At 58.5% G+C, this 25,402-nt stretch carries 24 protein-coding genes and 1 pseudogene; 13 read left to right on the top strand and 12 right to left on the bottom strand.

What is annotated here, in order from left to right:
- Positions 1-15: 15 nt before the first annotated feature.
- Positions 16-393 (bottom strand): histone-like nucleoid-structuring protein MvaT, encoded by a 378-nt coding sequence (mvaT, locus tag ACM6I0_RS00265; protein ID WP_007933316.1) that lies wholly within the window; start codon positions 391-393, stop codon positions 16-18.
- Positions 394-732: 339 nt separating this feature from the next.
- Here mvaT and purU point away from each other — a divergent pair, with 339 nt between their 5' ends.
- Positions 733-1,581 (top strand): formyltetrahydrofolate deformylase, encoded by an 849-nt coding sequence (purU, locus tag ACM6I0_RS00270; RefSeq protein WP_259153240.1) that lies wholly within the window; start codon positions 733-735, stop codon positions 1,579-1,581.
- Positions 1,582-1,667: 86 nt separating this feature from the next.
- On the top strand, positions 1,668-1,844 hold the full coding sequence (locus ACM6I0_RS00275; protein ID WP_414921227.1) for a hypothetical protein: 177 nt from the start codon (positions 1,668-1,670) through the stop codon (positions 1,842-1,844).
- Here the strand turns inward: ACM6I0_RS00275 and ACM6I0_RS00280 are convergent.
- The 5 genes and pseudogenes from ACM6I0_RS00280 to ACM6I0_RS00300 all read right to left on the bottom strand — a co-directional run.
- Positions 1,831-2,826: a lysylphosphatidylglycerol synthase transmembrane domain-containing protein gene (locus ACM6I0_RS00280; RefSeq protein ID WP_285429615.1), complete on the bottom strand. Its 996-nt coding sequence runs from the start codon at positions 2,824-2,826 to the stop codon at positions 1,831-1,833. The two genes, ACM6I0_RS00275 and ACM6I0_RS00280, sit on opposite strands and share 14 nt — an antisense overlap.
- Entirely contained in the window at positions 2,823-3,599 is a 777-nt protein-coding gene (locus tag ACM6I0_RS00285) for a DUF2334 domain-containing protein (protein ID WP_414921228.1), read from the bottom strand. Before ACM6I0_RS00285 ends, ACM6I0_RS00280 begins: the two co-directional genes overlap by 4 nt.
- Positions 3,592-4,713, bottom strand: coding sequence for a glycosyltransferase family 4 protein (locus ACM6I0_RS00290; RefSeq protein ID WP_414921229.1), 1,122 nt, complete (start codon positions 4,711-4,713; stop codon positions 3,592-3,594). Before ACM6I0_RS00290 ends, ACM6I0_RS00285 begins: the two co-directional genes overlap by 8 nt.
- 147 nt (positions 4,714-4,860) lie before the next feature.
- Positions 4,861-5,625: a methyl-accepting chemotaxis protein gene (locus ACM6I0_RS00295; RefSeq protein ID WP_405046053.1), complete on the bottom strand. Its 765-nt coding sequence runs from the start codon at positions 5,623-5,625 to the stop codon at positions 4,861-4,863.
- Between the two features lie 93 nt (positions 5,626-5,718).
- A pseudogene (locus ACM6I0_RS00300) lies at positions 5,719-6,750 on the bottom strand (cache domain-containing protein); the annotation flags it as partial.
- Between the two features lie 186 nt (positions 6,751-6,936).
- Here ACM6I0_RS00300 and ACM6I0_RS00305 point away from each other — a divergent pair.
- A complete protein-coding gene (locus tag ACM6I0_RS00305) occupies positions 6,937-8,424 on the top strand; it encodes a helicase HerA-like domain-containing protein (protein WP_414921230.1) in 1,488 nt (495 codons plus the stop codon).
- A 120-nt stretch (positions 8,425-8,544) separates the two neighbouring features.
- On the opposite strand, the gene ACM6I0_RS00310 is transcribed toward ACM6I0_RS00305, so the two are convergent.
- Positions 8,545-9,000 (bottom strand): DUF721 domain-containing protein, encoded by a 456-nt coding sequence (locus ACM6I0_RS00310; protein ID WP_285429623.1) that lies wholly within the window; start codon positions 8,998-9,000, stop codon positions 8,545-8,547.
- Between the two features lie 307 nt (positions 9,001-9,307).
- On the opposite strand from ACM6I0_RS00310, the gene secA reads away from it, so the two are divergent.
- From secA to ACM6I0_RS00330, 4 genes are all read left to right on the top strand, one after another.
- Entirely contained in the window at positions 9,308-12,046 is a 2,739-nt protein-coding gene (gene secA, locus ACM6I0_RS00315) for a preprotein translocase subunit SecA (RefSeq protein ID WP_285429624.1), read from the top strand.
- A gap of 122 nt (positions 12,047-12,168) precedes the next feature.
- Entirely contained in the window at positions 12,169-13,386 is a 1,218-nt protein-coding gene (argJ, locus tag ACM6I0_RS00320) for a bifunctional glutamate N-acetyltransferase/amino-acid acetyltransferase ArgJ (RefSeq protein ID WP_285429626.1), read from the top strand.
- 173 nt (positions 13,387-13,559) lie between these two features.
- A complete protein-coding gene (locus tag ACM6I0_RS00325; protein ID WP_414921231.1) occupies positions 13,560-14,192 on the top strand; it encodes a glutathione S-transferase family protein in 633 nt (210 codons plus the stop codon).
- Positions 14,189-15,133, top strand: coding sequence for a Nudix family hydrolase (locus ACM6I0_RS00330; RefSeq protein WP_414921232.1), 945 nt, complete (start codon positions 14,189-14,191; stop codon positions 15,131-15,133). Before ACM6I0_RS00325 ends, ACM6I0_RS00330 begins: the two co-directional genes overlap by 4 nt.
- A gap of 119 nt (positions 15,134-15,252) precedes the next feature.
- Here the strand turns inward: ACM6I0_RS00330 and ACM6I0_RS00335 are convergent, their stop codons facing one another.
- From ACM6I0_RS00335 to ACM6I0_RS00345, 3 genes are read right to left on the bottom strand one after another with little or no spacing between them, the layout of a single operon-like run.
- On the bottom strand, positions 15,253-15,834 hold the full coding sequence (locus ACM6I0_RS00335) for a cob(I)yrinic acid a,c-diamide adenosyltransferase (protein ID WP_414921233.1): 582 nt from the start codon (positions 15,832-15,834) through the stop codon (positions 15,253-15,255).
- 2 nt (positions 15,835-15,836) lie between these two features.
- A complete protein-coding gene (locus tag ACM6I0_RS00340) occupies positions 15,837-17,873 on the bottom strand; it encodes an ATP-binding protein (RefSeq protein WP_285429631.1) in 2,037 nt (678 codons plus the stop codon).
- A 45-nt stretch (positions 17,874-17,918) separates the two neighbouring features.
- A complete protein-coding gene (locus tag ACM6I0_RS00345) occupies positions 17,919-18,836 on the bottom strand; it encodes a putative 2-dehydropantoate 2-reductase (protein WP_414921234.1) in 918 nt (305 codons plus the stop codon).
- 140 nt (positions 18,837-18,976) lie between these two features.
- Here ACM6I0_RS00345 and ACM6I0_RS00350 point away from each other — a divergent pair, with 140 nt between their 5' ends.
- On the top strand, positions 18,977-19,462 hold the full coding sequence (locus ACM6I0_RS00350; protein ID WP_008029244.1) for a YajQ family cyclic di-GMP-binding protein: 486 nt from the start codon (positions 18,977-18,979) through the stop codon (positions 19,460-19,462).
- Between the two features lie 151 nt (positions 19,463-19,613).
- Positions 19,614-20,456: a mechanosensitive ion channel family protein gene (locus ACM6I0_RS00355; RefSeq protein ID WP_285429633.1), complete on the top strand. Its 843-nt coding sequence runs from the start codon at positions 19,614-19,616 to the stop codon at positions 20,454-20,456.
- Positions 20,457-20,598: 142 nt separating this feature from the next.
- Here the strand turns inward: ACM6I0_RS00355 and ACM6I0_RS00360 are convergent, their stop codons facing one another.
- Positions 20,599-21,927 carry an OprD family porin gene (locus tag ACM6I0_RS00360; RefSeq protein WP_414921235.1) on the bottom strand — a complete coding sequence of 443 codons (1,329 nt, stop codon included), beginning with the start codon at positions 21,925-21,927 and terminating at the stop codon, positions 20,599-20,601.
- A 916-nt stretch (positions 21,928-22,843) separates the two neighbouring features.
- On the opposite strand from ACM6I0_RS00360, the gene ACM6I0_RS00365 reads away from it, so the two are divergent.
- Positions 22,844-23,269 carry an HIT domain-containing protein gene (locus ACM6I0_RS00365; protein WP_285429660.1) on the top strand — a complete coding sequence of 142 codons (426 nt, stop codon included), beginning with the start codon at positions 22,844-22,846 and terminating at the stop codon, positions 23,267-23,269.
- Between the two features lie 3 nt (positions 23,270-23,272).
- Positions 23,273-23,479 (top strand): SlyX family protein, encoded by a 207-nt coding sequence (locus ACM6I0_RS00370; RefSeq protein WP_222588176.1) that lies wholly within the window; start codon positions 23,273-23,275, stop codon positions 23,477-23,479.
- 64 nt (positions 23,480-23,543) lie between these two features.
- On the opposite strand, the gene ACM6I0_RS00375 is transcribed toward ACM6I0_RS00370, so the two are convergent.
- Entirely contained in the window at positions 23,544-24,146 is a 603-nt protein-coding gene (locus ACM6I0_RS00375; RefSeq protein ID WP_090187443.1) for a cold-shock protein, read from the bottom strand.
- A gap of 527 nt (positions 24,147-24,673) precedes the next feature.
- Between ACM6I0_RS00375 and ACM6I0_RS00380 the strand changes: the two genes are divergently transcribed.
- Together ACM6I0_RS00380 and ACM6I0_RS00385 are read left to right on the top strand one after the other, a co-directional pair.
- Positions 24,674-25,012, top strand: coding sequence for a ribbon-helix-helix domain-containing protein (locus ACM6I0_RS00380; RefSeq protein ID WP_285429637.1), 339 nt, complete (start codon positions 24,674-24,676; stop codon positions 25,010-25,012).
- 136 nt (positions 25,013-25,148) lie between these two features.
- Positions 25,149-25,370, top strand: a complete 222-nt coding sequence (locus ACM6I0_RS00385; RefSeq protein ID WP_010457489.1) for an FmdB family zinc ribbon protein — start codon at positions 25,149-25,151, stop codon at positions 25,368-25,370.
- Positions 25,371-25,402: the final 32 nt, after the last annotated feature.

The following is a 25,402-nucleotide window of genomic DNA, read 5'->3' on the forward strand; positions in this document are numbered from 1 at the left end:
GACAAACTCTGTGGCTTAGCCCAGCAGAGTAGCCCAACCTTCTACCACGTCACCGCCCCACTTGGCTTTCCACTCTTTCAGAGTCTTGTGGTTGCCACCTTTGGTTTCGATGACTTCGCCGTTGTGCGGGTTTTTGTATTGCTTAACTTTACGGGCACGTTTGGTGCCAGTAGTTTTTACTGCGCCACCGCGTGGAGCCTTGGTTTTGGATTCTGGATCCAGCAGCGCGATGATGTCACGCAGGGACTTGGAGTATTCGCCCATCAGGGTGCGCAGTTTGCCTTCGAATTCCAGCTCGGTTTGCAGTTTGTCGTCTTGGGACAGGTTCTTCAAACGGGCTTGCAGCTCTTTGATAGCTTCTTCGGTGGCGCGGTATTCGTTGATCAAGGACATGGGGACTACCTTATGTTTAGCGCTGGATGGCAGGTGACAGTGCCGCAATAATAGTCAGGGTGTTTCATCAAGTAAACATTTAACCGGTGTTTTACTTAAATTAGTTGCGAGGGATTAGGGCGCGAATTTCAGGTGCAGTTAAAAGTGTGATGCGCTCATCACAGATATTCACAATTGTGCTCTTGAAGAGTGCCTGCAAGAACACCATCGCGCGGGCAGGCGAAGGGCTGATTGAACCTGTTCCACTGACCTGCGTGCGCGACCGTGTCATCAATACTGCAGTTTTGCTGCGCAATCGCTAGAATGGCCGCCTTTGCGAAGTTCTGGAGTTTTACCCTCATGCGCACTTTTCGGCTGGTGATTGCTTGCCCGGACCGCGTCGGTATCGTTGCTAAAGTCAGTAACTTTCTGGCGTCACATAACGGCTGGATCACGGAAGCGAGCCATCACTCTGACAATCAGAACGGCTGGTTCTTCATGCGTCACGAGATCCGTGCCGATTCGTTGCCTTTCGGTATCGAAGCCTTTCGCGAAGCGTTTGCGCCGATTGCCCAAGAGTTCTCGATGAACTGGCGCATCACCGATACTGCGCAGAAGAAGCGCGTGGTGTTGATGGCCAGCCGTGAGTCCCACTGCCTGGCCGACTTGCTGCACCGCTGGCACAGTGATGAACTGGACTGCGAAATCTCTTGCGTCATTTCCAACCATGACGACTTGCGTAGCATGGTCGAGTGGCACGGCATTCCTTATTACCACGTACCGGTCAATCCGCAGGACAAAGAACCGGCCTTCGCCGAAGTCTCGCGCCTGGTCAAACAGCATGATGCTGAAGTGGTGGTACTTGCCCGTTACATGCAAATCCTGCCACCTGAGTTGTGCCGTGAATATGCGCACAAAGTCATCAATATTCACCACAGCTTCCTGCCGTCGTTCGTTGGGGCCAAGCCGTATCACCAGGCTTCCATGCGTGGCGTGAAGTTGATCGGCGCGACCTGCCACTACGTGACCGAAGAGCTGGACGCCGGTCCGATCATCGAGCAGGACGTGGTACGTGTCAGCCACAGTGACAGCATCGAAGACATGGTGCGTTTCGGCCGTGACGTCGAGAAAATGGTACTGGCGCGCGGTCTGCGTTATCACCTGGAAGATCGGGTTCTGGTACACGGCAACAAAACCGTGGTTTTCTGACCGCTGCACAATACGGTTGAAATTCGAAGGGCCTGGGCGTTCAATCGCTTCAGGCCCTTCGCCGTTTCTGCACTGAGGACATGACCATGGCCGATCCATTCGACAAAGCCACTTCCAAGGCCCCGGCCATAGTGGGGGAGGGGTGTTTGAGTCGCTACGACCCGGATGACATGAGCCCCGAAGACGGCACGGAGTTTCCCGGTGCCGCCGAGTTGTGGGAGCAACTGCAGCAAAAAACCGAGGACACGCCTAAGCCTGCTTGAACCTCATCAACTTCTTCAGCAGCGGTCGGCCCAACATCAGCAAAAACACCGGGCCACCCACCACCAGGTAGAAGTAATAGGTCACCGCGCGCCAGATCAGAATGGCTGCCGCCGCAGTCGACTTGCCCACCATCGGCGCCAACAGCGCCGCCGACGTTAATTCCGCCGCACCGGCACCGCCCGGCAGCAGGCTGAATTGCCCGGCACTCAGCGACAGCATCTGGATCAGAAAGCACCAGGCCCACTGCAAATCCGCGCCGAGCCCGCGCAACGCCAGATACAACACGCTGTAACGCAGGAGCCAATGCACGCAGGTCAGGGCAAAGACCTTAATCAGCGTCTGCCATGGCAACTTCAATGTGTCAGTGAACGCCGCCAGGAAGTGCAGGAGTTTTCGTGCCCAGCGCAGGCGCGTGGTGCCTTTGACATTCAGGCGGACGAGCAACCGTCCGCTCAGGCGAATCAGTCGTCGATGGTAGCGGGCGACCAGCAGGCAACTGAACAGTCCGCCGAACATCGAGATGGCGCTGACGGTCAGCAGCCACTCCAGGCGTTCGCTGAGGTGCTGGAACAGCGCATAAATCAGAATCGCGCTCAATGCACAGAGGAAAAACAGCAGGTCGCTCAGTTGGTCCATGGCGAACACGGCGCTGCCCCTTGCTGGCCGCACGCCGTTACGCGCCAGTAGCGCCATGATGGTCAGCGGTCCGCCGCTGCCGCCGGGGGTGGCGCAGTAGGCAAACTCGGCTGCCATGACCACGCCCAGGCTTTTGACCCGCCCGACCTTGGCGCGTTGATCGCCCAGCAACAGGCGCAAGCGCAGGGTGTTGACCCCCCAGCACAGAAAGATCATGCCGAACATGATCAGCAATTGATTCAACGGAAAGCTTTGCAGGCGTGACCACGTCTGATTGCCGCCGAGCAGCAATGGAATCAGCACTGCGGCAAGCAGGGCGAGAAACAGCAGAATCCCGCGACTCATGCGACGCGACCGATACGGTCACTTTGCAACGAGAGCCATTGGGCTTTAGTCATTGGCACGCGCCCCTCATCCAGCAGGCGCTTGAGGGTCTGTAGCCAATAATTGCGTGAAAACCCGTGGCGCATGTCCACCGGATGCACGCCGAGTCGAATCACTGGCGCGTGCCGCCAGTGCTGCTCGCGCTGGTCGCTGAGGACTTTTGACAAGCCCCGACGCCAGGCGCTACGCGCACTCCAGACCAGCCCTGGGGCGTCGATGGCAGTGAAATCCGGCAGGCGATAGAGGTGCTGTGAATCGCTGGTGTATTTGAGCGGTAACTGGCGCAGTGCCAGACGGGTGCCGTCGCTCATCAGCCAGGCCGGCGCGACGAAGCCTTGCAGTGGCCACCGATAGCGATGGAATACTTCCATTCCCGCACGCAGACGGGAGAGGGCGGCGGCTTGCGACAAGTTGTAAAACTCGCCTTCGTGGGTGTAGATCCTGCGCATGAACCAGTCTCTGGGGTTGCCGGGGGATGGGCCTTCATCGCAATGAAAGTAGCCGTGCAACGCCAGCTCGTCACCTCGGGCGACTCGGTGTGTGAGCAGGCGCCTGAAGCCTGGATGGGCGTCGAGATCGTTATGCCTGTGAAAGTCGGGCACCACAAGCCAGGTCATCGGCACCTCGCCCAAGGCATCGACGGCTTCGACAAAAGGTTGGTAGTCAGCCCAGGTTTGCGGCGCAACGTCGTGCAGCACGAGTAACAGGCTGGGCGGATTCATGGGTTCAACCATTGGCGGTCAGCGGCCATTGGCTGCCGAGAACCGCGTGGTAGTGGCCCAACAGACTGTTGACCACAGTGTCCCAGGCGTAATGCTGTTCGACATGACTGCGAGCGCGTTTGCCCAAAGCGGCGCTGCCCTGGCTGAACAGTTCGCGCACAGCGTTGGCCATCGCCAAGGGACTGTTAGGTGTGCACAGCACGCCACAAGCGTCGGTAACGACTTCCCGAAAGGCTCCGGCGGCGACCGCCACGACTGGAATGCCACTGGCCATGGCTTCGAGAATCACCAGGCCGAAGGTTTCCTGATCACCGGCATGCAGCAGCGCATCAGCGCTGGCCATCAAACGCGCGACTTGCGTGGCCGGGCAGAACTCGTCGACGACGGTCACGTTGTCCGGCACCACGGCGGGCATCGAGGAACCGACCAGGAGCAGGTGATATCGAGGCCCCAGGCGCTTCATGCAAGCCAGCAGGACCGGCAGGTTTTTTTCCTTGGAGCCACGGCCGGCGAAGATCAGCAGATGGGTGTTTTCGTCGATGCCCAATTCGGCGCGCAGACCGGGGTCCCTGGCGTCGGGATTGAAGGTCTGAAGGTCGACCCCCAAGGGCTGTACGAACACATTCTTCACGCCCAGGCCGATCAACTTGTCGGCCATGACCTGGCTCGGTGCCAGGACCCGATCAAAGTTACCGTACAGCTTGCTGACATAGGCTTCGACATTGGGGGTCACCCAATTGCCCATTCGATTGCTGACCAGCAACGGCAAGTCTGAGTGGTAGAAACCGATCACCGGCACGTCCAGTTGCCTACGGGCATCCAGAGCGGCCCACGCCGTGAGGTATGGATCGCCGACTTCGATCAGATCAGGCTGCAAAACTTGCAGGACATTTCGCCATGGGGCCAGACGTAGAGGGAAGCGATAACCCCTGCCAAAGGGCAGGGCCGGAGCCGGAACTTTGTAAACGCCATCCTGTTCACTCAAATGAGCGCCCGGGATCAGCAGGCTGTGGCGAATGCCTGGCTTGATGCTCAGGCGCCGGTGCTTGGCATCCAGATACGTGCGCACGCCACCGCTGGCCGGGGCGTAGAACATGGTTATGTCCGCGATATGCACAATGAGCATCCCTCCGGTCCGTTGTTCTCCCTTGGTTGACCTTTATGAAGGATAGATGTTCGTTTGGGGTTTTGTAGCGTGGGCGTCAGCGAGGTTTTTGCGGTGTATTACAGACCTCATCGCGGGCAAGCCTGCGATGAGGTCAGTGAGAGCGCCTTAAATTCGGAAACTACCCACCAACTGCTTAAGACGCGCCGCCTGCTGCTCCAGGTCCGAACATGCCCGCAACGTCGCCTGCAGGTTTTCCACGCCTTCCTGGTTCAGCGTGTTGATCTCGGTGATGTCGACGTTGATCGACTCCACGACAGCCGTCTGTTCTTCAGTTGCAGTGGCCACCGACTGGTTCATCCCGTCGATCTCGCCGATGCGCTGAGTCACGCTGTTCAAGCGCTCGCCGGCCAGGTTGGCGATTTCCACGCTGTCCTGGCTGTGGCGCTGGCTGTCGCTCATGGTGCTGACCGATTCCCGGGCGCCGACTTGCAGCTCCTCGATCATGGTTTGCACCTGCTGGGCCGATTCCTGCGTGCGGTGGGCAAGGTTGCGCACTTCATCCGCCACCACCGCAAAACCGCGTCCTGCCTCGCCGGCACGGGCCGCTTCGATGGCGGCGTTGAGCGCGAGCAGGTTGGTTTGCTGGGAGATGCTGGTGATCACTTCGAGAATCTGCCCGATGTTCACGGTCTTGCTGTTCAGCGATTCGATGTTGGTGCTCGAAGCGCTGAGCATGCTCGACAGCTGATTCATCGCTTTGATGCTGCGATCCACCACTTGCTGGCCGTCTTCGGCCAGGCTGCGGGCATCGCTGGCCTGGCTGGAAGCCTGGGCGGCGTTGCGGGCGATTTCCTGAGCCGCGGCGCCCAACTCGTTGATGGCGGCGGCCACGCTGCTGGTGCGCGAAGCTTGCTGGTCGGAGTTGAACATCGACGAGTTCGAAGCAGCTACCACGCGCAACGCGACTTCGTTGACCTGGCCGGTGGCCGAGGACACTTCGCGGATCGAGCCGTGAATACGCTCCACAAAACGGTTGAACGCGGTGCCGAGGACGCCGAATTCGTCGTTGTTCTGGATGGTCAGGCGCTTGGTCAAGTCGCCTTCACCGTCGGCGATGTCTTCCATGGCTCGGGTCATGACGTGCAATGGCTGAATCAGGAAGCGGATCAGCATGCCGAGCAAGGCGATGATAATGGCCACGGCAATGACGGTCGCGATTATGGCGGAGGTGCGGAACCCGCTGAGCGTGGAGAATGCTTTGCCCTTGTCCACGGAAAGGCCGATGTACCAGTTGACCGAGGACAATCCCTTGATCGGGGTAAAGGTCACGATACGGGTTTTGCCGTCGACCTCGATTTCGCTCGGTTGACTGCCGATTGTCGGGGTGTCTTGCGGGTAGACATCCTTCAGGGTCTTCATCACCAGCGCTTTGTCTGGATGGACCAGGATCTTGCCGTCGGCGCTGACGAGGAAGGCATAGCCCATGCCATTGAAGTCCAGGGCGTTGAGGCTGTCAGCGATTACTTGCAGGCTCAGGTCGCCACCGACCACACCAATGTTCTGGCCGTCCTTGAGGACGCTGTTAACAATGGAAATCACCAACTGGCCGGACGCCAGATCGATGTACGGTTCGGTCAGGGCAGAACCGCTGGCACTCTGGGCACTCTTGTACCAAGGGCGGGCGCGCGGGTCATAGCCGTCGGGCATCTTGCTGTCCGGCCGGATGATGAACGAACCATCCTTGTTACCCAGGTAGGCGCCCATGAAGGTCGACGTCACAGCCTTTTGTTCAAGCAGCTTGGAGACGTTGCCCGTATCGGGGTTCAGTGCAACGGTTTGCGCCAGGTTTTCGATCAACAGGCTGCGACCGGCCAGCCAGGTTTGAATGTTGTTGGCGGTGACTCTGCCCATCTCTTGCAGATAGTTGTCCAGATCCCTGCGGATCGCATTGCGCTGTAAATAGTCGTTGTACAGGGTGAACGAGGCAAAAGCGGCAATAACGATTAGGGCGGCGGCAAGCAAAATTTTGTGACTGAAGCGCAGGTTTTTGTTCATGGCTTGGGGTTCCGCTAAGGTCTTAATGTCCTGAGCGTGCTTTTATAAAGGCACGCAAACTGGGCAATGTTGAAAAAGCTGATATTTCCGTCCTCTCCTTAGGGAATTACCGACGCTTGTTTCGCATTGGTCTCACAACTGTTTGTATCGGCCATGCAGGACCAAAGATTAACCATGGGTGACAAAATGCCTGACTCATCGCAACTCGTTATCGGAGCCGACCTTGCCGGCCAGCCTGTCGCTCAGGCCATGCGCCTGACCAATCGTCACGGTCTGATCGCGGGTGCGACCGGGACCGGTAAAACCGTCACGTTGCAACGCTTGGCCGAAGCCTTCAGCGATGCAGGCGTGGCGGTGTTTGCGGCAGACATCAAGGGCGACCTGTGTGGCCTGGGGGCTGCCGGCAACCCGCAAGGCAAAATCGCCGAGCGGATCGCCGGGATGCCGTGGCTGAACCATAAGCCGGCGGCCTATCCGATCACCCTGTGGGACATTCACGGTCAGTCCGGTCATCCATTGCGCACGACCTTGAGCGAAATGGGCCCGCTGCTGATCGGCAGTCTGCTGGAACTGACCGACAGCCAGCAGTCGGCGTTGTACGCGGCTTTCAAGGTCGCGGACCGCGAAGGGCTGTTGCTGCTGGACCTCAAGGATTTGAAGGCGCTGCTCAATCACCTGCGTGACCATCCCGAAATGCTCGGGGACGATGCGGCGTTGATGACCACCGGTTCCAGCCAGGCATTGCTTCGGCGCCTGGCGACGCTGGAACAACAGGGTGCCGAAGCGCTGTTCGGCGAGCCGGCACTGCAACTGGAAGACATTCTGCAGCCGACGGTCGACGGGCGAGGGCGCATTCATCTGCTGGATGCCAGTCGTCTGGTTCACGAGGCGCCGAAGGTGTATGCGACGTTCCTGCTGTGGTTGCTGGCTGAACTGTTCGAGCAACTGCCCGAGCGCGGCGATGCGGATAAACCGCTGCTGGCACTGTTTTTCGACGAAGCCCATTTATTGTTCGCGGGCACGCCCAAGGCGTTGCAGGATCGCCTGGAGCAAGTGGTGCGGCTGATTCGTTCAAAAGGGGTGGGCGTGTATTTCGTCACCCAATCGCCGGGCGACTTGCCGGACGACGTGCTGGCCCAACTCGGCCTGCGTATCCAGCATGGTCTGCGCGCCTTCACGGCCAAAGAACAGAAATCCTTGCGGGCGGTGGCCGATGGGTTTCGACCGAATCCGGCGTTTGACGCCTTGTCGGTGCTCACTGAGCTGGGAATCGGCGAGGCGCTGGTCGGCACGTTACAGGACAAGGGCACGCCGGAGATGGTCCAGCGTGTATTGGTTGCTCCACCGCAATCGCGGATCGGGCCGTTGACGGAAACCGAGCGCACGATGCTGATCGCCGGGTCGCCGTTCAAGGGGCGGTATGACAAGCCGATTGATCGGGAGTCGGCGTATGAAATATTGATGGGCCGCAAAGGACTGGCGCCGGAGCCCGAGGCCGTGCCGGGCAAACCTGCGCCAGAGGAACCGAGTTTTACCGATAAGGCCGGAGAATTCCTCGGGACGGCGGCAGGGCAGGCGCTTAAATCGGCGATGCGTCAGGCGGCCAATCAATTGGGCCGACAACTGGTACGCGGTTTGATGGGGTCATTGCTCGGAGGCAGCAAACGCCGCTAGCCAGTGGGCACGGTCCAAATGTGGGAGCGGGCTTGCTCGCGAAGACGGTGTGTCAGTCGAAATCATTGTTAAATGACACACCGCTTTCGCGAGCAAGCCCGCTCCCACAGGGGTTCGATGTCAGTCTTTAGGTTTTGCGTGCGCCGCCAGTCGTTCCAGTGCTGCCCGCAGATTCGGATCGCTGATCCCGTCGGCGGTCGCTTGAATGGTCGCGCCGGCATCGATCGACAAACTGATGGTATGGCCTGCCGCGCCTTGCTGAACGGTCGGCGGCTGTACCTTGAACAGAATTCGCGTCAGGCTGGCGAACTCATCAAACATCTGTAGCTGTCGTTGCAGGCGCTTTTGCTGGTAGCGCAGACGGGTCGCCCAATGGCCGTCGGTGACGATCAGCAACAAACTGCCTTCGCGCCATGACGCCACATGGCAGTGCTCGCGGGCGGCAGGCTGCAATTGGCTTTCGAGCAGACGTTGTAAATGACCCAGGCGTTGAGCGTGGCCGAAGATGGCTTTCAGCGGTTTGGCTTCGCGAAGCAGAACGGCGGGTGCTCTGGCCGTAAGAGGGCGAAATGCCATGATCAGACACCTGAAGTAACAGAGCTGCCATGGTAGCAGAAAGCGCTCCCTGCACCCGACCCATTGCTTTGCGCGCGCTTTACCCATTAAATCAACAAGTAACTTCTGCCGTGAATGACTTGAAGTTGCGCAAAAAGCCCTTATTTTAAGTGAGCCCCGTCATAGCGCAGTGCATGCATCGTGGAACAACGCCACTTTCCTCACCATCGTTTCCGGGTAGAATGCTCGTTCGCATGCGGCCATGAGGGCTGCACGGGCGACTCACGGGGCCGCCCTCCATCCCTTTAGTGTGGAAGATCCTGCCGATATGTTTGCGCCTTTGTTAAAGAAACTTTTTGGAAGCAAGAACGAGCGTGAAGTCAAACGCATGCTCAAGACGGTGCAACTCGTCAATGCCTTCGAAGAGCAAATGGTGGCCCTTTCGGACGATCAATTGCGTGCCAAGACAGATGAGTTCAAGGCCCGCATCGCCAAAGGGGAAACCCTCGACAAGCTGCTGCCAGAAGCCTTCGCGGTCGCCCGCGAAGCCGGTAAGCGCGTCATGGGTATGCGTCACTTCGATGTCCAGCTGATCGGCGGCATGACCTTGCATGAAGGCATGATCGCGGAAATGCGTACCGGTGAAGGCAAGACCCTGGTGGCAACACTGGGTGTTTACCTCAACGCGCTGTCCGGCAAGGGCGTGCACGTTGTGACGGTGAACGACTACCTGGCCCGACGCGACGCCAACTGGATGCGCCCGCTCTACGAATTCCTCGGCATGACGGTCGGCGTGGTTACGCCATTCCAGCCGCCGGAAGAGAAACGCCTGGCTTACGCCGCCGATATCACCTACGGCACCAACAACGAATTCGGGTTTGACTACCTGCGCGACAACATGGCGTTCAGCATGGAAGAAAAATTCCAGCGCGAACTCAATTTTGCCGTGATCGACGAAGTCGACTCCATCCTCATCGACGAAGCCCGTACCCCGCTGATCATTTCCGGTCAGGCCGAGGACAGCTCCAAGCTGTACATCGAGATCAACAAACTGATCCCGCAGCTGGAATTGCATGTCGAAGAAGTAGAAGGCGTCGTCACCAAGGCCGGCCATTACACCGTCGACGAGAAGACCCGTCAGGTCGAACTCAACGAAGCCGGTCACCAGTTCATCGAAGAAATGCTCACCCGTGTCGGTCTGCTGGCCGAAGGCGAGAGCCTGTATTCTGCGCATAACCTGGGCCTGCTGACCCACGTTTATGCCGGTCTGCGTGCGCACAAGCTGTTCCATCGCAACATCGAATACATCGTGCAGGACGGTCAGGTTGTCCTGGTCGACGAGCACACCGGTCGTACCATGCCGGGTCGCCGTCTGTCCGAAGGCCTGCACCAGGCGATCGAAGCGAAGGAAAACCTGAACATTCAGGCCGAAAGCCAGACCCTGGCGTCGACCACGTTCCAGAACTACTTCCGTCTGTACAACAAGCTGTCCGGCATGACCGGTACCGCCGACACCGAAGCGTTCGAATTCCACCAGATCTACGGTCTGTCGGTGATGGTTATCCCGCCGAACAAGCCGCTGGCGCGTAAAGACTACAACGACCTGGTGTTCCTGACCGCCGAAGAGAAATACGCGGCGATCATCAACGACATCAAGGAATGCATGACCCTGGGCCGTCCGGTGCTGGTGGGTACTGCAACCATCGAAACGTCCGAGCACATGTCTGCGCTGCTGCAGAAAGAAGGCATCGAACACAAGGTCCTGAACGCCAAGTTCCATGAAAAAGAAGCCGAGATCATTGCCCAGGCTGGTCGTCCGGGCGCATTGACCATCGCCACCAACATGGCCGGTCGTGGTACCGACATCCTGTTGGGCGGTAACTGGGAAGTGGAAGTCGCCTCGCTTGAAGACCCGACCCCTGAGCAGATTGCCCAGATCAAGGCCGACTGGCAGAAACGTCACCAGCAAGTGCTGGAGTCGGGCGGTTTGCAGGTGATCGCTTCCGAGCGTCACGAATCGCGCCGTATCGACAACCAGTTGCGTGGTCGTGCCGGTCGTCAGGGTGACGCCGGTTCCAGCCGTTTCTACCTGTCCCTGGAAGACAGCCTGATGCGCATCTTCGCCTCTGACCGGGTGAAGAACTTCATGAAAGCGTTGGGCATGCAGTCCGGTGAAGCGATCGAGCACCGCATGGTGACCAACGCCATCGAGAAGGCTCAGCGCAAGGTTGAAGGCCGTAACTTCGACATTCGCAAGCAATTGCTCGAGTTCGACGACGTCAACAACGAACAGCGTAAAGTGATCTATCACATGCGTAACAGTTTGTTGGCCGCCGACAACATCGGCGAGACCATTGCCGACTTCCGTCAGGACGTGCTCAACGCAACCGTCAGCGCTCACATTCCACCACAATCGCTGCCTGAGCAGTGGGACGTGGCCGGTCTGGAAGCCGCGTTGCAGAGCGACTTCGGCGTGGCGTTGCCGATCCAGAAATGGCTCGACGAAGACGATCACCTGTATGAAGAGACCCTGCGCGAGAAGCTGCTGAACGAATTGCTGGCCGCGTACAACGAGAAAGAAGAGCAGGCGAGCGCCGAAGCGCTGCGCACCTTCGAGAAGCAAATCGTTCTGCGTGTGCTTGATGACTTGTGGAAAGACCACCTGTCGACCATGGATCACCTGCGTCACGGCATCCACTTGCGTGGTTATGCGCAGAAGAACCCGAAGCAAGAGTACAAGCGCGAGTCGTACACGCTGTTCTCCGAGCTGCTGGATTCGATCAAGCGCGACTCGATCCGTGTGCTGTCGCACGTTCAGGTTCGCCGCGAAGATCCTGAAGCCGAAGAGCAACGCCTGCGTCAGGAAGCCGAAGCACTGGCCGCCCGCATGCAGTTCGAACACGCCGAAGCGCCTGGCCTGGAAGCGCAACCGGAACTGATCGGTGAAGAGGTTGATGTAGCCCTTGCCATCGCCCCGGTCCGCAACGACCAGAAGCTGGGCCGTAACGAACTGTGCTACTGCGGTTCGGGCAAGAAATTCAAGCATTGCCACGGGCAGATCCAGTAAAACCCGTTTCAACCGCTGAAATACCCGCGCCGCGACCGGCTTTAGCCGTCGCGGCGTTTTGCCATTTAAACCACCGTTCTTCCTGAAAGCGGTGCTGACATCATTTATTAAGGAGCGCATTCATGGCTGTTGGTCTTGGTCCTTTGCCAACGTTGCACCCGGTTGCCGGTTTTGAACTCGGTATCGCCTCGGCCGGCATCAAGCGCCCCGGGCGCAAGGATGTCGTGGTCATGCGCTGCGCCGAAGGTTCCACGGTCGCGGGCGTGTTCACCCTGAACGCCTTTTGCGCCGCTCCGGTGATTCTGGCCAAGCAGCGCGTGCAAGGTCCGGTGCGTTACCTGCTGACCAACACCGGCAATGCCAACGCCGGTACTGGCGAGCCAGGCCTGGCTGCCGCCGAGCGCACCTGCGCCAAGCTGGCTGAACTGACTGGCGTCGATGCAAGCCTGGTGCTGCCGTACTCCACGGGTGTAATCGGCGAGCCGCTGCCGGTGGAGAAAATCGAAGGCGCCTTGCAGGCTGCGCTGGATGATCTGTCGGTCAACAACTGGGAAGCGGCCGCCACCGGCATCATGACCACTGACACGTTGCCAAAAGGCGCGAGCCGTCAGTTCCAGCACGACGGCGTGACCATCACCGTCACCGGTATCAGCAAAGGCGCGGGCATGATTCGTCCGAACATGGCGACCATGCTCGGCTACATCGCTACCGACGCCAAAGTCTCCCGCGATGTGCTGCAGAACCTGTTGCTGGATGGCGCCAACAAGTCGTTCAACCGCATCACCATCGACGGCGACACGTCGACCAACGACTGCTGCATGCTGATCGCCACCGGTCAGGCGGCGCTGCCGGAAATCACTTCGTCCAACGGTGAATTGTTCGCCAAGCTCAAGCAGGCTGTGTTTGAAGTGTGCATGGACGTGGCCCAGGCCATCGTTCGCGACGGCGAAGGCGCGACCAAGTTCGTTACCGTTGAAGTCAATGGCGGCGGCAATCACCAAGAGTGCCTGGACGTTGCTTACACCGTGGCGCACTCGCCGCTGATCAAGACCGCACTGTTTGCCTCCGACCCGAACTGGGGCCGCATTCTGGCCGCCGTTGGTCGTGCCGGTGTGCCGAATCTGGACGTGAGCAAGATCGACGTGTTCCTCGGCGAAGTGTGCATCGCCAGCCATGGCGCCCGCGCCGCGACCTACACCGAAGCCCAGGGCGCGGCGGTGATGCAACAGGAAGAAATCACCATTCGGATCGAGTTGGGTCGCGGCGATTGCAGCGAAACCATCTGGACCACCGACCTGTCCCACGAATACGTGAAGATCAACGCCGAGTACCGTACTTGATTATTCGTTAGACCGAGTCGCTGCCATCGCGAGCAGGCTCGCTCCCACAAGAGATCTCCAGTGAATACAACATTTGTGTTCCGCGGCATCGAATGTGGGAGCGGGCTTGCCCGCGATGACGGACTGCCAGTCACTACAAGACTGGCCTGTTTCCTCATCAAAAGGTCCCGAACATGAGCCTCCACCTGATCATCGGCGACAAACTGCATTCCTCCTGGTCCCTTCGCGGCGCGCTGGCCCTCGAACTCACCGGCGCTCCCTACACCGAAGAGCTGATCAAACTGGGCAAACCGGACACCCGCGAACGACTGCTCAAGTACTCGCCGACCGGCAAGGTTCCGTTGTTGAAAACCGAACACGGCACCATCGCCGACTCCCTGGCGATTGCCGAATACCTGGCCGAGCAATTTCCCGACGCCGGCCTCTGGCCCAAAGACACCGCGGCCCGTGCCCAGGCGCGTTCGGCCTGTGCGCAGATGCACGCCGGGTTCTTTGCCATGCGCGGCAACATGCCGTTCGACTTGAGCCACGATGCCCCTTTATCGCCGACGCCCGCTGACGTTCAAGCAGACATCGAGCGCATGCTGGCGCTGTGGGCCGAATGCCGAGCGGCGTCGACGCAAACCGGTCCGTTCCTGTTTGGCGGCGCGACCCTGGCAGACGCATTCTTTGCGCCGATTGCCGTGCGTCTGCGCACCTACCAGGTGAAGTTGCCTGCCGTGGACGAGGCCTACGTCGAAACCCTTTACCAATGGCCAGCGTTCAAGGCCTGGCAGAAGGCAGGTCTGGAGGAGGTTGGACAGTGAAACGAGTACACGTAGCCGCCGCCGTTATCCGTGACAGCAGTGGCAAAATCCTGATCGCACGCCGCGCCGACACCCAGCACCAGGGCGGTTTGTGGGAATTCCCGGGCGGCAAGGTCGAGGACGACGAATCGGTCGAAACCGCTTTGGCACGCGAGCTTCATGAAGAGCTGGGCATTGTGGTCAGCGCCGCGCGGCCGTTGATCAAGGTTCGTCACGATTACCCGGACAAGCAAGTGTTGCTGGACGTCTGGGAAGTCTCGGCCTTTACCGGCGAACCCCATGGCGCCGAAGGTCAGCCTCTGGAATGGGTGACTCAGCGCGACCTGCTGAGTTACGAGTTCCCGGCAGCCAACCGGCCAATCGTCGCGGCGGCACGCTTGCCCGCCGAATATTTGATTACCCCGGAAGACCTGGAAACCCCGGCCTTGCTGCGTGGTATTCAGAAAGCCATCGCTGGTGGTATCAAGCTGATCCAGCTGCGCGCGCCTAACGGCTACGACCCGAAATACCGCGATCTGGCCGTGGATGCGGCGGGGCTCTGTGCCGGCAAGGCGCAGTTGATGATCAAAGGGCCGTTCGAATGGTTGGGCGACTTCCCGTCTGCCGGTTGGCACATCACCGCCGCACAATTGCGCAAATACGCGGCGGCGGGGCGTCCGTTGCCGGCATCGCGCTGGTTGGCGGCGTCTTGCCACAACGCAGAAGAGTTGGCGCTGGCTGAAGAGATGGGTGTGGACTTCGTGACCTTGTCACCGGTGCAGCCAACCCAGACGCATCCTGATGCGCTGCCGTTAGGTTGGGAGCAGGCTTCGGCGTTGATCGAGGGTTTCAGCAAACCGGTGTTCCTGCTCGGCGGCGTCGGCCCGGCCGAACGGCAAAAGGCCTGGGAAGCCGGGGCTCAGGGCGTGGCGGGGATTCGGGCGTTCTGGCCTGAGGCTTGATTATTGCGGAGAGGCCAATGGCCTCATCGCGAGCAGGCTCGCTCCCACATTGGTTTTGTGTACACCGCAATTTACTGTGGGAGCGAGCTTGCTCGCGATAGCGTCCTTGAATATGCCGATTATTCCTGAGGTTTAGCCGCCGGCTGCCACAAAATCTCGGCAATCCCCTGCCGTTTGGCGATCCCCCTTGCCATTACAAACAGCAAATCCGACAACCGGTTGATGTACGCCAGCCCAACCCCGGCCAACGGCTCAATCGCATTCAACTGCTGACACCGTCGCTCCGCACTGCGCGCCAGGCTTCGGCAGACATGGGCCTGGGCAATCAGCGCCGAGCCGCCCGGCAGAATGAAATTCTCCAGCGGTCCCAACTCTTCGTTCCACACATCGATCGCCGCTTCCAGCCGTTCGATTTCCGCCATGTTCAACGCCTGATACACCGGCATCGCCAGTTCACCCCCCAGATCGAACAAACGATGCTGGCAGGGCGCCAAGACCTCGATGACTTCGTTCAATCCCGGATACGTGGCACTTTCAGTCGTCAGCCCGGCCAGCAGCACACCCACCTGACTGTTCAGCGTATCGACTTCGCCAATGGCTTCGATCCGCGGATGGTCCTTGGGTACACGGCGGCCATCGCCCAAGCCGGTTTCGCCCTTGTCACCAGTGCGGGTGTAAATTTTCGACAGGCGAAAGCCCATGGTTACCTCGATAGCTGATTGAGTTCTTGTGAGATCACTGGAGTGCCCGCCAGCGGCAGGCGCAAGGTGAAGCAGGTGCCTTGGCCCGGTGTCGATTGCACCTCCATCTGTCCCTTGTGGTTGTTGGTGATGATGAAATACGAGACCGACAGGCCAAGGCCGGTGCCCTGGCCGATTTCCTTGGTGGTGAAGAACGGCTCGAAGGTGCGTTTGCGCACGCTCTCGCTCATGCCGATGCCGTTGTCCTCGACCTGGATCTCGGCCCACGGCGGATTCAGCTTGGTGCGCAGGATGATCCGCCCGGGTTCGCTGTCGTCTTCACGCTGGTGAATGGCCTGGGCGGCGTTTTTAAGCAGGTTGAGCAGCACCTGTTCCAGTTCGTTGGCGGTGCCGGGCACCGGCCCCAGTGCCGGGTCGAACTGGCGAATGATTGCCTGGCCCTTGAAGTCGAAGCCGATGGCCAGGTCGAAGTCGTTGCCGGCGATTTCCACCGCTTGATCGATCAGCGCCGGCAGGTCGCACGGGGCCATTTGCCGCGTGCTGCGGCGGCTGAAGCTGAGCATGTGGGTGACGATCTTTGCTGCTCGGGCACCGGCCTGTTGAATGCCGTCGAGCAACTGTGGCACTTCCCGCGATTGCAGGTATTTGTTGACCGTTTCCAGCGGGATACCGATTTGCTCGGCTTGTTCCAGGTTCTTCGGCAAATCAGGCGACAGGCGTCGGCGGATGTTCTGCACGTTATGCAGGATCGCGCCCAAGGGGTTGTTGATCTCGTGGGCCATGCCGGCGGCGAGGCCACCAACCGAGAGCATTTTTTCCGACTGCACCATCATTTCTTCCAGGGACAGGCGCTGGGTAATGTCGTCGATACGAATCACCACACCGCGCCCCGCGCCGCCCATCAGCGGGTAGAACGTCAGGGCGTAATGCTTGGGTTCGTCGTCCTTGAACCAGGTCACGCGCTCGATCTTGGCCACCGTGTGTTGTTCAACGGTTTGCTTGAGTTGCGGCAGAAACGGTTTCAGTGGCTCGAAGGCGAGGAAGATCGGCTGGTTCAACGCTTCGTCCAGGCGCGTGCCGGACAGTGCGCTGGCCTCCTGATTCCACTGGGTCACGTAAAGCTGCTCGTCGAGGGCGATCAAGGCCGACGGCATCGAGTCGATGATGCTGTTGAGGTAGTTCTGAAAGCCTGTGAGCTTTTTCTCGATCTTGCTGCGCACCTGGACTTCCAGTTCCAGTTTGCGATTGGTGTGGCGGGTTTCTTCAGCCAGGCCCTGAGCTTGATCGTACGCTGCCTGGGAGTCATCCCGGGCACGCTTGAGTTGCTGCTCCCGCGCTTCGATGCGCGAGAGCATGGTGTTGAACGCTTCGGCGAGGCTGCCGATTTCGTCGTGGTTGCCTCGGGAGGCGCGCAGGGCGTAGTTCTCTTCGCGGGTCACTTGCCGTGACAGCTCTTCAAGTTGATGGATCGGGCGGGTAATCAGGCGTTTGATCTGGCGGGCGATCACCAGCCACAACAGCACGCTGAAAATCAGGATGCCGAGACTGGCGGTCAGGGTCCCGGTGTAGAAGGCCACCGGCAATTCGCTGCTGGCCACCAACAAAAGGTGCCCTGGCGCGGTGCCGGGGCGGGGCAGGGTGATCACTTGATTGCTGCGAAACTCGGTGGCTTGCCAGGCTTCGATGTGCCGGTAGCGATCCGGCAGGTTCAGCCTGTCGCCATGCTGCAGCTGCGCCAAACGCTCACCCTTGCCGTCATAAAGCGCGGCGGCTCGCAGTGGTGAATAACTGTTGAGCTCGTTGAGCAGGCGTTCGGCATTGTCCGGCGACTTCAAGGCATCGGCCACCAGGCTCGGGTTTGACACCAGTCGGCCGATGGTTTGCAGCGCCTGGGGAGCCATGCTTTCCTGGGAAATGTAATACGCGGCACTGATAAAGGTCAGGTTGGCGACCAGCAGGATGGTGACCAATAACACCAGCAGAGCGGCCAACAGTTTCTGGCCGACGGGAAGGTTTTCGAGGCGCTGGCGCAATGGCATCAGGTTCATCGCTGAAAAGGAACAAGTGGCCAGCGTAGCCGCTGCTCAGTCGCTGGGCAATCCAAGGCTGAGCAGATGCGCAATCAGTCGCTGCTGCAATTGATTGAGGTGTGGCAGGTTCAACTGGTGCCGCGCGGCCACTTTGCAGACGTAGCCCAACAGGTAGCTGATTTCGGTCCGGCGCTGATTGGCGACGTCCTGGTGCATCGAGGAGTAATTGGCCGCCGTGGCTTGAATCACTCGTTCAACCTCCTGTTGAAGATCTTGCGCCGCTGCGGGCTGACCGCAACGCTCCAGCAAATCAGTCAGCTCGCTGCACAGGGTGGCGACTTCGCAGTGATGCTCCTGTAGACCACCATTGCGGCAGTCGTGCAGCACCGTCAGGGGATTGATCGCACAGTTGAGCGCCAGCTTTCGCCACAGCCGGGTCAGGATGTCGGTGCTCCATTCGTGGGGAATACCAGCGACAGTCAGGTCATCCAGCCAGATTGGCGCCACCGGGTGGCCGGCATCGCCCAGCCAGGTGTAACCATGACCGGCGAACACTACACGCCAATCGCCGTCGCGAAACGCGCCTTCGGTGCTCGATGCGAACACACAGCGCGCCTGCGGGACCTGCGCGGCAACCGCGTCCTGGCTGCCGAGGCCGTTTTGCAACAGGATCAACTCGGCATCAGGCGTCAGGCGCTGCGCCAGTTGGGCGATGGCGCTCTCGGCATCGTAAGCTTTACAGGCCACCAGCAAGCGGTTGATCGGTTCCTCGCTGTGTGCAGTTTCACCGGGGATTTCATAGGTGTGCGCTTCGCCATGCTCCACCAGCGTCAGCCCGCCAGCAGCCTGATAGGCCTGCAATCGCTGCTCGTCGCGCACAATCAATTTGACCGGCACCCCGGCCCGGGCCAGGCGCGTGGCCCACAAGGTACCGAGACTGCCGGCGCCCAGAACATGCCAAGTGGTCGACATCAGCTTTTTGCTCGGTTTGGCACAGGCATGTGAGGCTCACAGTATCGGTTGGAAAAGACCCGTTATAATGAGCCCGATTTTAACCGCAAGCCAAGCGCGCGCCATCGCTATCGAGCGCGCCTTTTTACTGGAGAGATTACATGCCGTCGTTCGACGTGGTATCCGAACTGGACAAACACGAAGTCACCAACGCGGTCGAGAACGCCGTCAAGGAACTCGATCGTCGTTATGACCTGAAAGGCAAAGGCACCTTCGAGTTCAAGGAAAAGGAGCTGACCGTCAACCTGACCGCTGAAGCGGACTTCCAGCTCGAGGCAATGATCGAGATCCTCAAGCTGGCCCTGGTCAAGCGCAAGATCGATGTGCAGTGCCTTGAAGTCAAAGACGCCTATGCCTCGGGCAAGCTGATGAAGCAGGAAGCGGTCCTCAAGGAAGGCATCGACAAGGAGCTGGCGAAGAAAATCGTCGCTCACGTCAAGGACGCCAAGCTCAAGGTCCAGGCGGCCATTCAGGGTGAGCAAGTGCGTATCACCGGCAAGAAACGTGACGACTTGCAGGAAGCCATCGCGGCCCTGCGCGCCAAAACCTTCGATATGCCACTGCAGTTCAACAACTTCCGCGACTGACCTTAGAGGCGGGATCTGTGGGAACGGGCTTGCCCGCGAAGCGTGCGTATCACTCGACCTCACTGTTGAATGAAACACCGCTTTCGCGAGCAAGTCGCAATCGCCGCAGTTTTTATCGCGTGCCGGGTAGCCGGAAATCAGGAGAAAGAAGATGGATTTGAATACTGAAGTGGACCACCTGGTCAAGGCATCCCAAGCCTGGATTCCGATGATCATGGAATACGGCAGCCGCGTGTTGCTGGCGGTTATCACCCTGGCCATCGGCTGGTGGTTGATCAACAAGGTGGCGCAAAAGCTCGGTGGCCTGCTGGCACTGCGTAACGCCGATCTCGCGCTGCAAGGTTTCATCAGCAGCCTGGCGAACATCATCCTCAAGGTGTTACTGATCGTCAGCGTGGCGTCGATGATTGGCGTCGAAACCACGTCGTTCGTCGCGGCCATTGGTGCGGCCGGTCTGGCCATCGGCCTGGCCTTGCAGGGCAGCCTGGCAAACTTCGCCGGCGGCGTGCTGATTCTGTTGTTCCGTCCGTTTCGTATTGGTGACTGGATTGAAGCCCAAGGCGTTGCCGGTACTGTCGACAGTATCCAGATCTTCCACACCGTATTGCGCACTGGCGACAACAAAACCATCATCGTGCCGAACGGCAACTTGTCGAACGGTATCATTACCAACACAAACCGCCAGCCGACTCGCAAAGTTGTGTTTGATGTGGGTGTGGACTACGAAGCGGACTTGCAGAAGGCCCGTGAAGTGTTGCTGGAACTGGCCAAGGATCCCCGTGTACTGATTGACCCGGCTCCACAAGCAGTCATTTCTACCTTGGGTGACAGTTCGATTACTGTTTCTCTGCGCGTGTGGGTGAAGACAGCGGATTATTGGGATGTGATGTTCATGTTCAACGAACAGTCCCGGGATCGTTTGAAAACAGCGGGTATCGATATTCCGTTTCCACAGCGGGTAATTCGTGTGGTGCAGGAGTCTGCAGTGCAGTGATTGTTTTTTGATCAATGTCTGACTCTTTTGGTCAGGCATGTTTCCTCACGGATTTGATCGTTTAATACATTGTTTGTAGCCAACAAAAAAAGGCCCATCCGAAGATGGGCCTTTTTTATGCTTACTAACTAACCAACTGCGATTACAAGATCGACAGTGGGTAGTCAACGATCAGGCGGAACTCGTCGATGCTGCCTTCGCCTTCGTCAGCATTGGCGCGGTGCCATGCTTGACGGATACGGAAGGACAGGTCTTTCGCTGGGCCTGTTTGAACGACGTACTTGGCTTCCAGGTTGGTTTCGTGGTGTTTGCCATCGGCGCCGTACAGGCCTGCGTAAGCGCTGCCTGCTGGAGTGTTGGTACCGTCGATGTCCCAACCTTTCACGTAACGGGTCATGAAGCTCAGACCAGGTACGCCGTATTCGGCCATTTTCAGGTCGTAACGGGCTTGTACCGACTTCTCGCCAGGGGCGTTGAAGTCAGAGTACTGGATGGAGTTGGCGAGGAAAATCGAGTCGCCACCGCGGTTGTTTTTACCCACACCGATGTAGTCGAACGGGGTGTCGCCGTTCACTTTCTGGAAGCCCAGGGTGAAGGTGTGCGCTTTCAGGAACGAGAAAGCAGCAGCAAGCGAGTAGGCGGTGTTGTTGATTTCGCCTGCTTTAGCTTTGCCAGTGTCGCGGGTGTTGTAGATGTTACCGTCGAAGTTAAGCGACTGGTCGCCGCCCAGTGCGAGGGTGTAGTTCGCGTTGGCGTAGTACTGGTTCCAGATGTCTTCGAGCTTGGCACCGTACAGCGAAACGCTCAGGTCTGGGGTAATGCCGTACTTGCCACCGACGTAGTCGATGGAGTTGGCTTTCACGCCAGCGTAAGTAGCCCACAGGTCGCCGTTACGGGCGTTGCTGTCCTGGCTGGTAGCCGAGGTGAAGTGACCGCCTTCGAGGTCGAGGTCTTTGACTTCGCTGCTCTGCAGTTGGACACCGGTAGCAGTTTGGTGAAGGATGCGGGAGCCGCCAACAGCGAACACCGGAGAGGTGCTTGGCTGCATGTCGCCGATTTTCAGCTCGGTCTTGGAGATGCGGAACTTGGCGGCAGCGCCGGCTTTGCCCTGGTTGTTTTCGACTTCGCCATCTTTGCCCACGGGCATGTTGCCGGTACCCGAATATTTGTCGGAGCCGTCGAGCTTAATGGCCAGTTGTCCCCAAGCTTCAACGCCGACACCGATCAGACCTTGAGTGTAACCCGAGCTGTACATGCCCTGGATGCCTTGGGTCCAGTCTTTGTCGTCGACTGCGCCGTCTTTCTTGTTGCGATTGTAGTAGTAGTTGCGAACCAGCAAGTCGAGTTTGCTGTCTTCAACAAAACCTTTGGCTTCTGCCTGGTCGCTTACGAAAGGTGCGGCTACTGCCAACTGAGTACTGGCTGCTGCTGCAACTGCCAGTGCGATCATGCTCCACTTCATCACGCGCATCGTGATTTGCTCCTTTGGTTTTAGAAGAGTACTGCCGTCCCACCTGATTTATTATCTGGGCGGCTCTTTCTTTTTGTGTCGGCGCAAACTTATATCACGCCGACCATGTTGGCGATACTTGCGTATCTAACCTTTCGGCTTCTTTACGACCCTGTCGCAAACAGCTTGGTAGATGTCGCAAATTTACAGCCTCGATGCAAGCGGAATGACAACTTCAGCGTTGTTTTCCAAGACTCGGACATCGGTAAAAAGAGTCCCTGGTGAAACGTTTGAATCTCCATCGGGCAACCCTGCCGCTGTTTTTATTTGCCTTGAGGCTTCCACTTCCAGCGGAGGCGACCAAGGCGATATGGGTGTGAATGCAACAAGCGTGCACAAATCAGAATTCTGTTGCCATTTTTTTCTGACGGCCTGCTTGGTGCAGTAAAAACCTCATGAAACCGGGGGCTTCAAGCGCCTGCTGTTCAAGCTTGACGCCTCGGTTTGCATCGTGTTGCACCCTCCCGTTCGACGGCGTGACAACCAAAAACGTTACCGGTTCACCCCACCAGTGAGTAATTGGCGGATGCCTGACGCACTCAGCGTAGACGCACTGTACGATTTTGGTGCAAAAAATTTCAATTGCTGTACCGAATTCACACAGTGTAGGTGCAGCTCGGCTGGAAACTCTTCATTGTTTATCAGTCATTTCGGAGCTGATTCTGACGTAACAGGTGCTGTGATGGTGCGCCGTGTTAGAAAATGTCTCACGACAGGGCGTTCGCATGCCGAATGTCGTTTCGGTGGCCTGACGTTGGCAGTGGTTGGTCGTGAAGCAGGCCGCTTTCACAGGTATGCTGGTGTCTTGTCGCTTGGTGCGCAGCCTCTCTGGAGGCGGACTAAGCTGAAAAATGATGACCAGGCGGGAGTGCGCGCGGTGTTCGCTTTAGATCCACGACTTCAACAAGACACACTACCGATCGGGGATTTCCCGCTTTGCCGGTTGCTGTTATCCAATGATTCCAATTACCCCTGGTTCATTCTGGTGCCGCGTCGCGACGATATCAGTGAGATATTTCAGTTGGATGTCGCCGATCAGCAGCGGTTGTGGCAGGAAACGACGGCGCTGGCGGAACTGCTCAAGGATGCGTTCGACGCCGATAAGTTGAATGTCGCAGCCCTGGGCAATGTGGTCAGTCAGCTGCACATGCATGTGATTGTGCGCAAGCGAGAAGATGCGGCCTGGCCCGCGCCGGTCTGGGGTAAACACTCGTCTGTGCCTTACAGCGCAGAGCAGATCGCGACGATTCGCGAGCGGTTGCGCCTGTTGTTAACCGAAGACTTCACGTTTCTGGAGGGTTGAATCATGAGCCTGGAAGAGCGCGTTACCGATCTGGAGAGCCAACTGGCCTTTCAGGACGATACCATCCAGTCATTGAGTGATGTGCTGGCGACGCAGCAGCGCGCCGTTGAGCGACTGCAGCTGCAGATGGCCGCACTGCTCAAGCGTCAGGAGGAAATGGCTGGCCAGTTCGCAACCTTTGAAGAAGAAACCCCGCCACCGCATTATTGAAACCGCAGGCAATAAAAAACCGCGAGCAGCTCGGCTGTTCGCGGTTTTTTTTTGGGCCCTGGAATCAGCGGCGCGGCAGTGCGGCGATCACATCTTCGGCTTGCAGACCTTTGTCACGATTCATCACGGAAAATTCCACGCGCTGGCCTTCGACCAGAACACGGTGACCTTCGCCACGAATTGCCCGGAAATGCACGAAAATATCATCGCCGGAATCACGGGAAATAAAGCCGAAGCCTTTCGAGGTGTTGAACCACTTGACGGTGCCGGTATCGCGGTTGCTCATGTCATAGCTTGGCGAGGCGGCGGCCGGTGAAGATTTGTAGAAGCTGATGGCCAGGTGCAGGAGAACGGCAATCAGGGCGGCCAGCAGGCTGAACAGAACGGCAGGTTGACCGGCGATGTCCGGCATTTTCGCGATCAGCGAAACGGTTTGCAGGACGACGGCCAGGACCAGCAGGGCGCTGACCAGGTTTTGCAGTTGATGACGAGGACCTTTGTTCCAGTAAGGGATCACGGGAGCAAGGGTGAGGTTGAGCAGGCCGAAAAAGGCCAGGTACAGTGCGGCGGGTTGTTGCAGGTAAGGAGCAGCTTCGGGTTGCAGGCTGGGTATGAAGGACAACAGCAAAGCTGCTGCGCCCGTTAGCAGGTGAACGATTTTCAACATTTTGATTAACTCACGTTAAGACGGATCACAAGGAAGAGCTGATGGAGCACGGTTCGCTTCAGAACAATAAGAGGCGTTGGACACGTACCCGGTACCAGCCTATGCGCAGCCCCCGGAAAATAGGCGGTAGCGACACACTGCCTATTTAACAGCAAAGCCTGCAGCTACTCAAATCAGCCAGTCCGGCGGTGCCCTGTAGGGCGATGTGACTCAGGCGGTGATGCCCGCGAGGTCGTGGCAGGCTTCACGTGTGGTTCTGCCGCTGCGATGTCTGGGGGAAGAAATCGTAAATCCTGTTCGCGTGCCGCCTTCCACATCGAAAAATCTGTTTTGCCTCCCTCAAGATTCGCCTGGCCATGTAGGAAAACGGCCGGCCTAGGACGGTCTCCATGATCGCCCTTCACCTGTTGGCTTATCCTACGTCGATGGTCATAAAGTCGTCTGGATATACCTTTGCGCCTGCGCTTTTATAAGGCGACCGATAGTGCTCTTACAGAAGGCAACGATGGCAAAGGAGTGTCAACGATATGGTGTACGAAGACAGGCTAGGCGAAGGGAGGGGAGGCCCGATCAAGGAAATAAGGGTTGATCCGTTTGTCAGCGAATTTGATATGGGGTTGGCCCAACCGTTATCCCGCTCGGTGCGCTTGAATGGTTTTGCCACCTGTTTGCGGCTTGAACAGGTGTACTGGGATATTTTGGGTGACATGGCCAAGGTCAATTGCTGCTCGGTCAGTGCTTTGTTGTCGCATGTGGACCGCGAGGTGCATCTGCGTCACGGCGGCGTTCGCAACTTCACCGGACTGGTGCGGGTTGTCTGCGTGGTGCGCAGCCTGAAGGAGGGTGGCTGCGTCACGATGCCTTAGCCGCTGCGGTGGATCGGGCAGAGTGTCGGTCTGTGCAGTCTTACGGCTGCACAGGCTGCATTTAATGGATATAATCCCGCGCTTTGCCGCAAAACCCAGCGTGCGCGGTAGCAATCTGATCGCCGAGACAATCCCCATGCCGATGTACGACTATCAATGTGCTTCCTGTGGTCATCAGTTGGAAGCCATTCAAAAGATCAGCGCAGCACCGCTGGTCGACTGTCCTGCCTGCCAGGCTCCAGAGCTTAAAAAGATGCTGTCCATGCCGGGCTTCCGCCTCAGCGGCACCGGTTGGTACGAAACCGATTTCAAGACCGGCTCGAAGAAGAACCTGGCCGGCGGCGACAAAGCTGACTAGGGTCTAGGGCCTGAGTTGAACGACACGTGCGA

Source organism: Pseudomonas sp. IT-P294, from assembly GCF_949767865.1.
In the GTDB taxonomy this organism is placed as follows: Bacteria; Pseudomonadota; Gammaproteobacteria; order Pseudomonadales; family Pseudomonadaceae; genus Aquipseudomonas.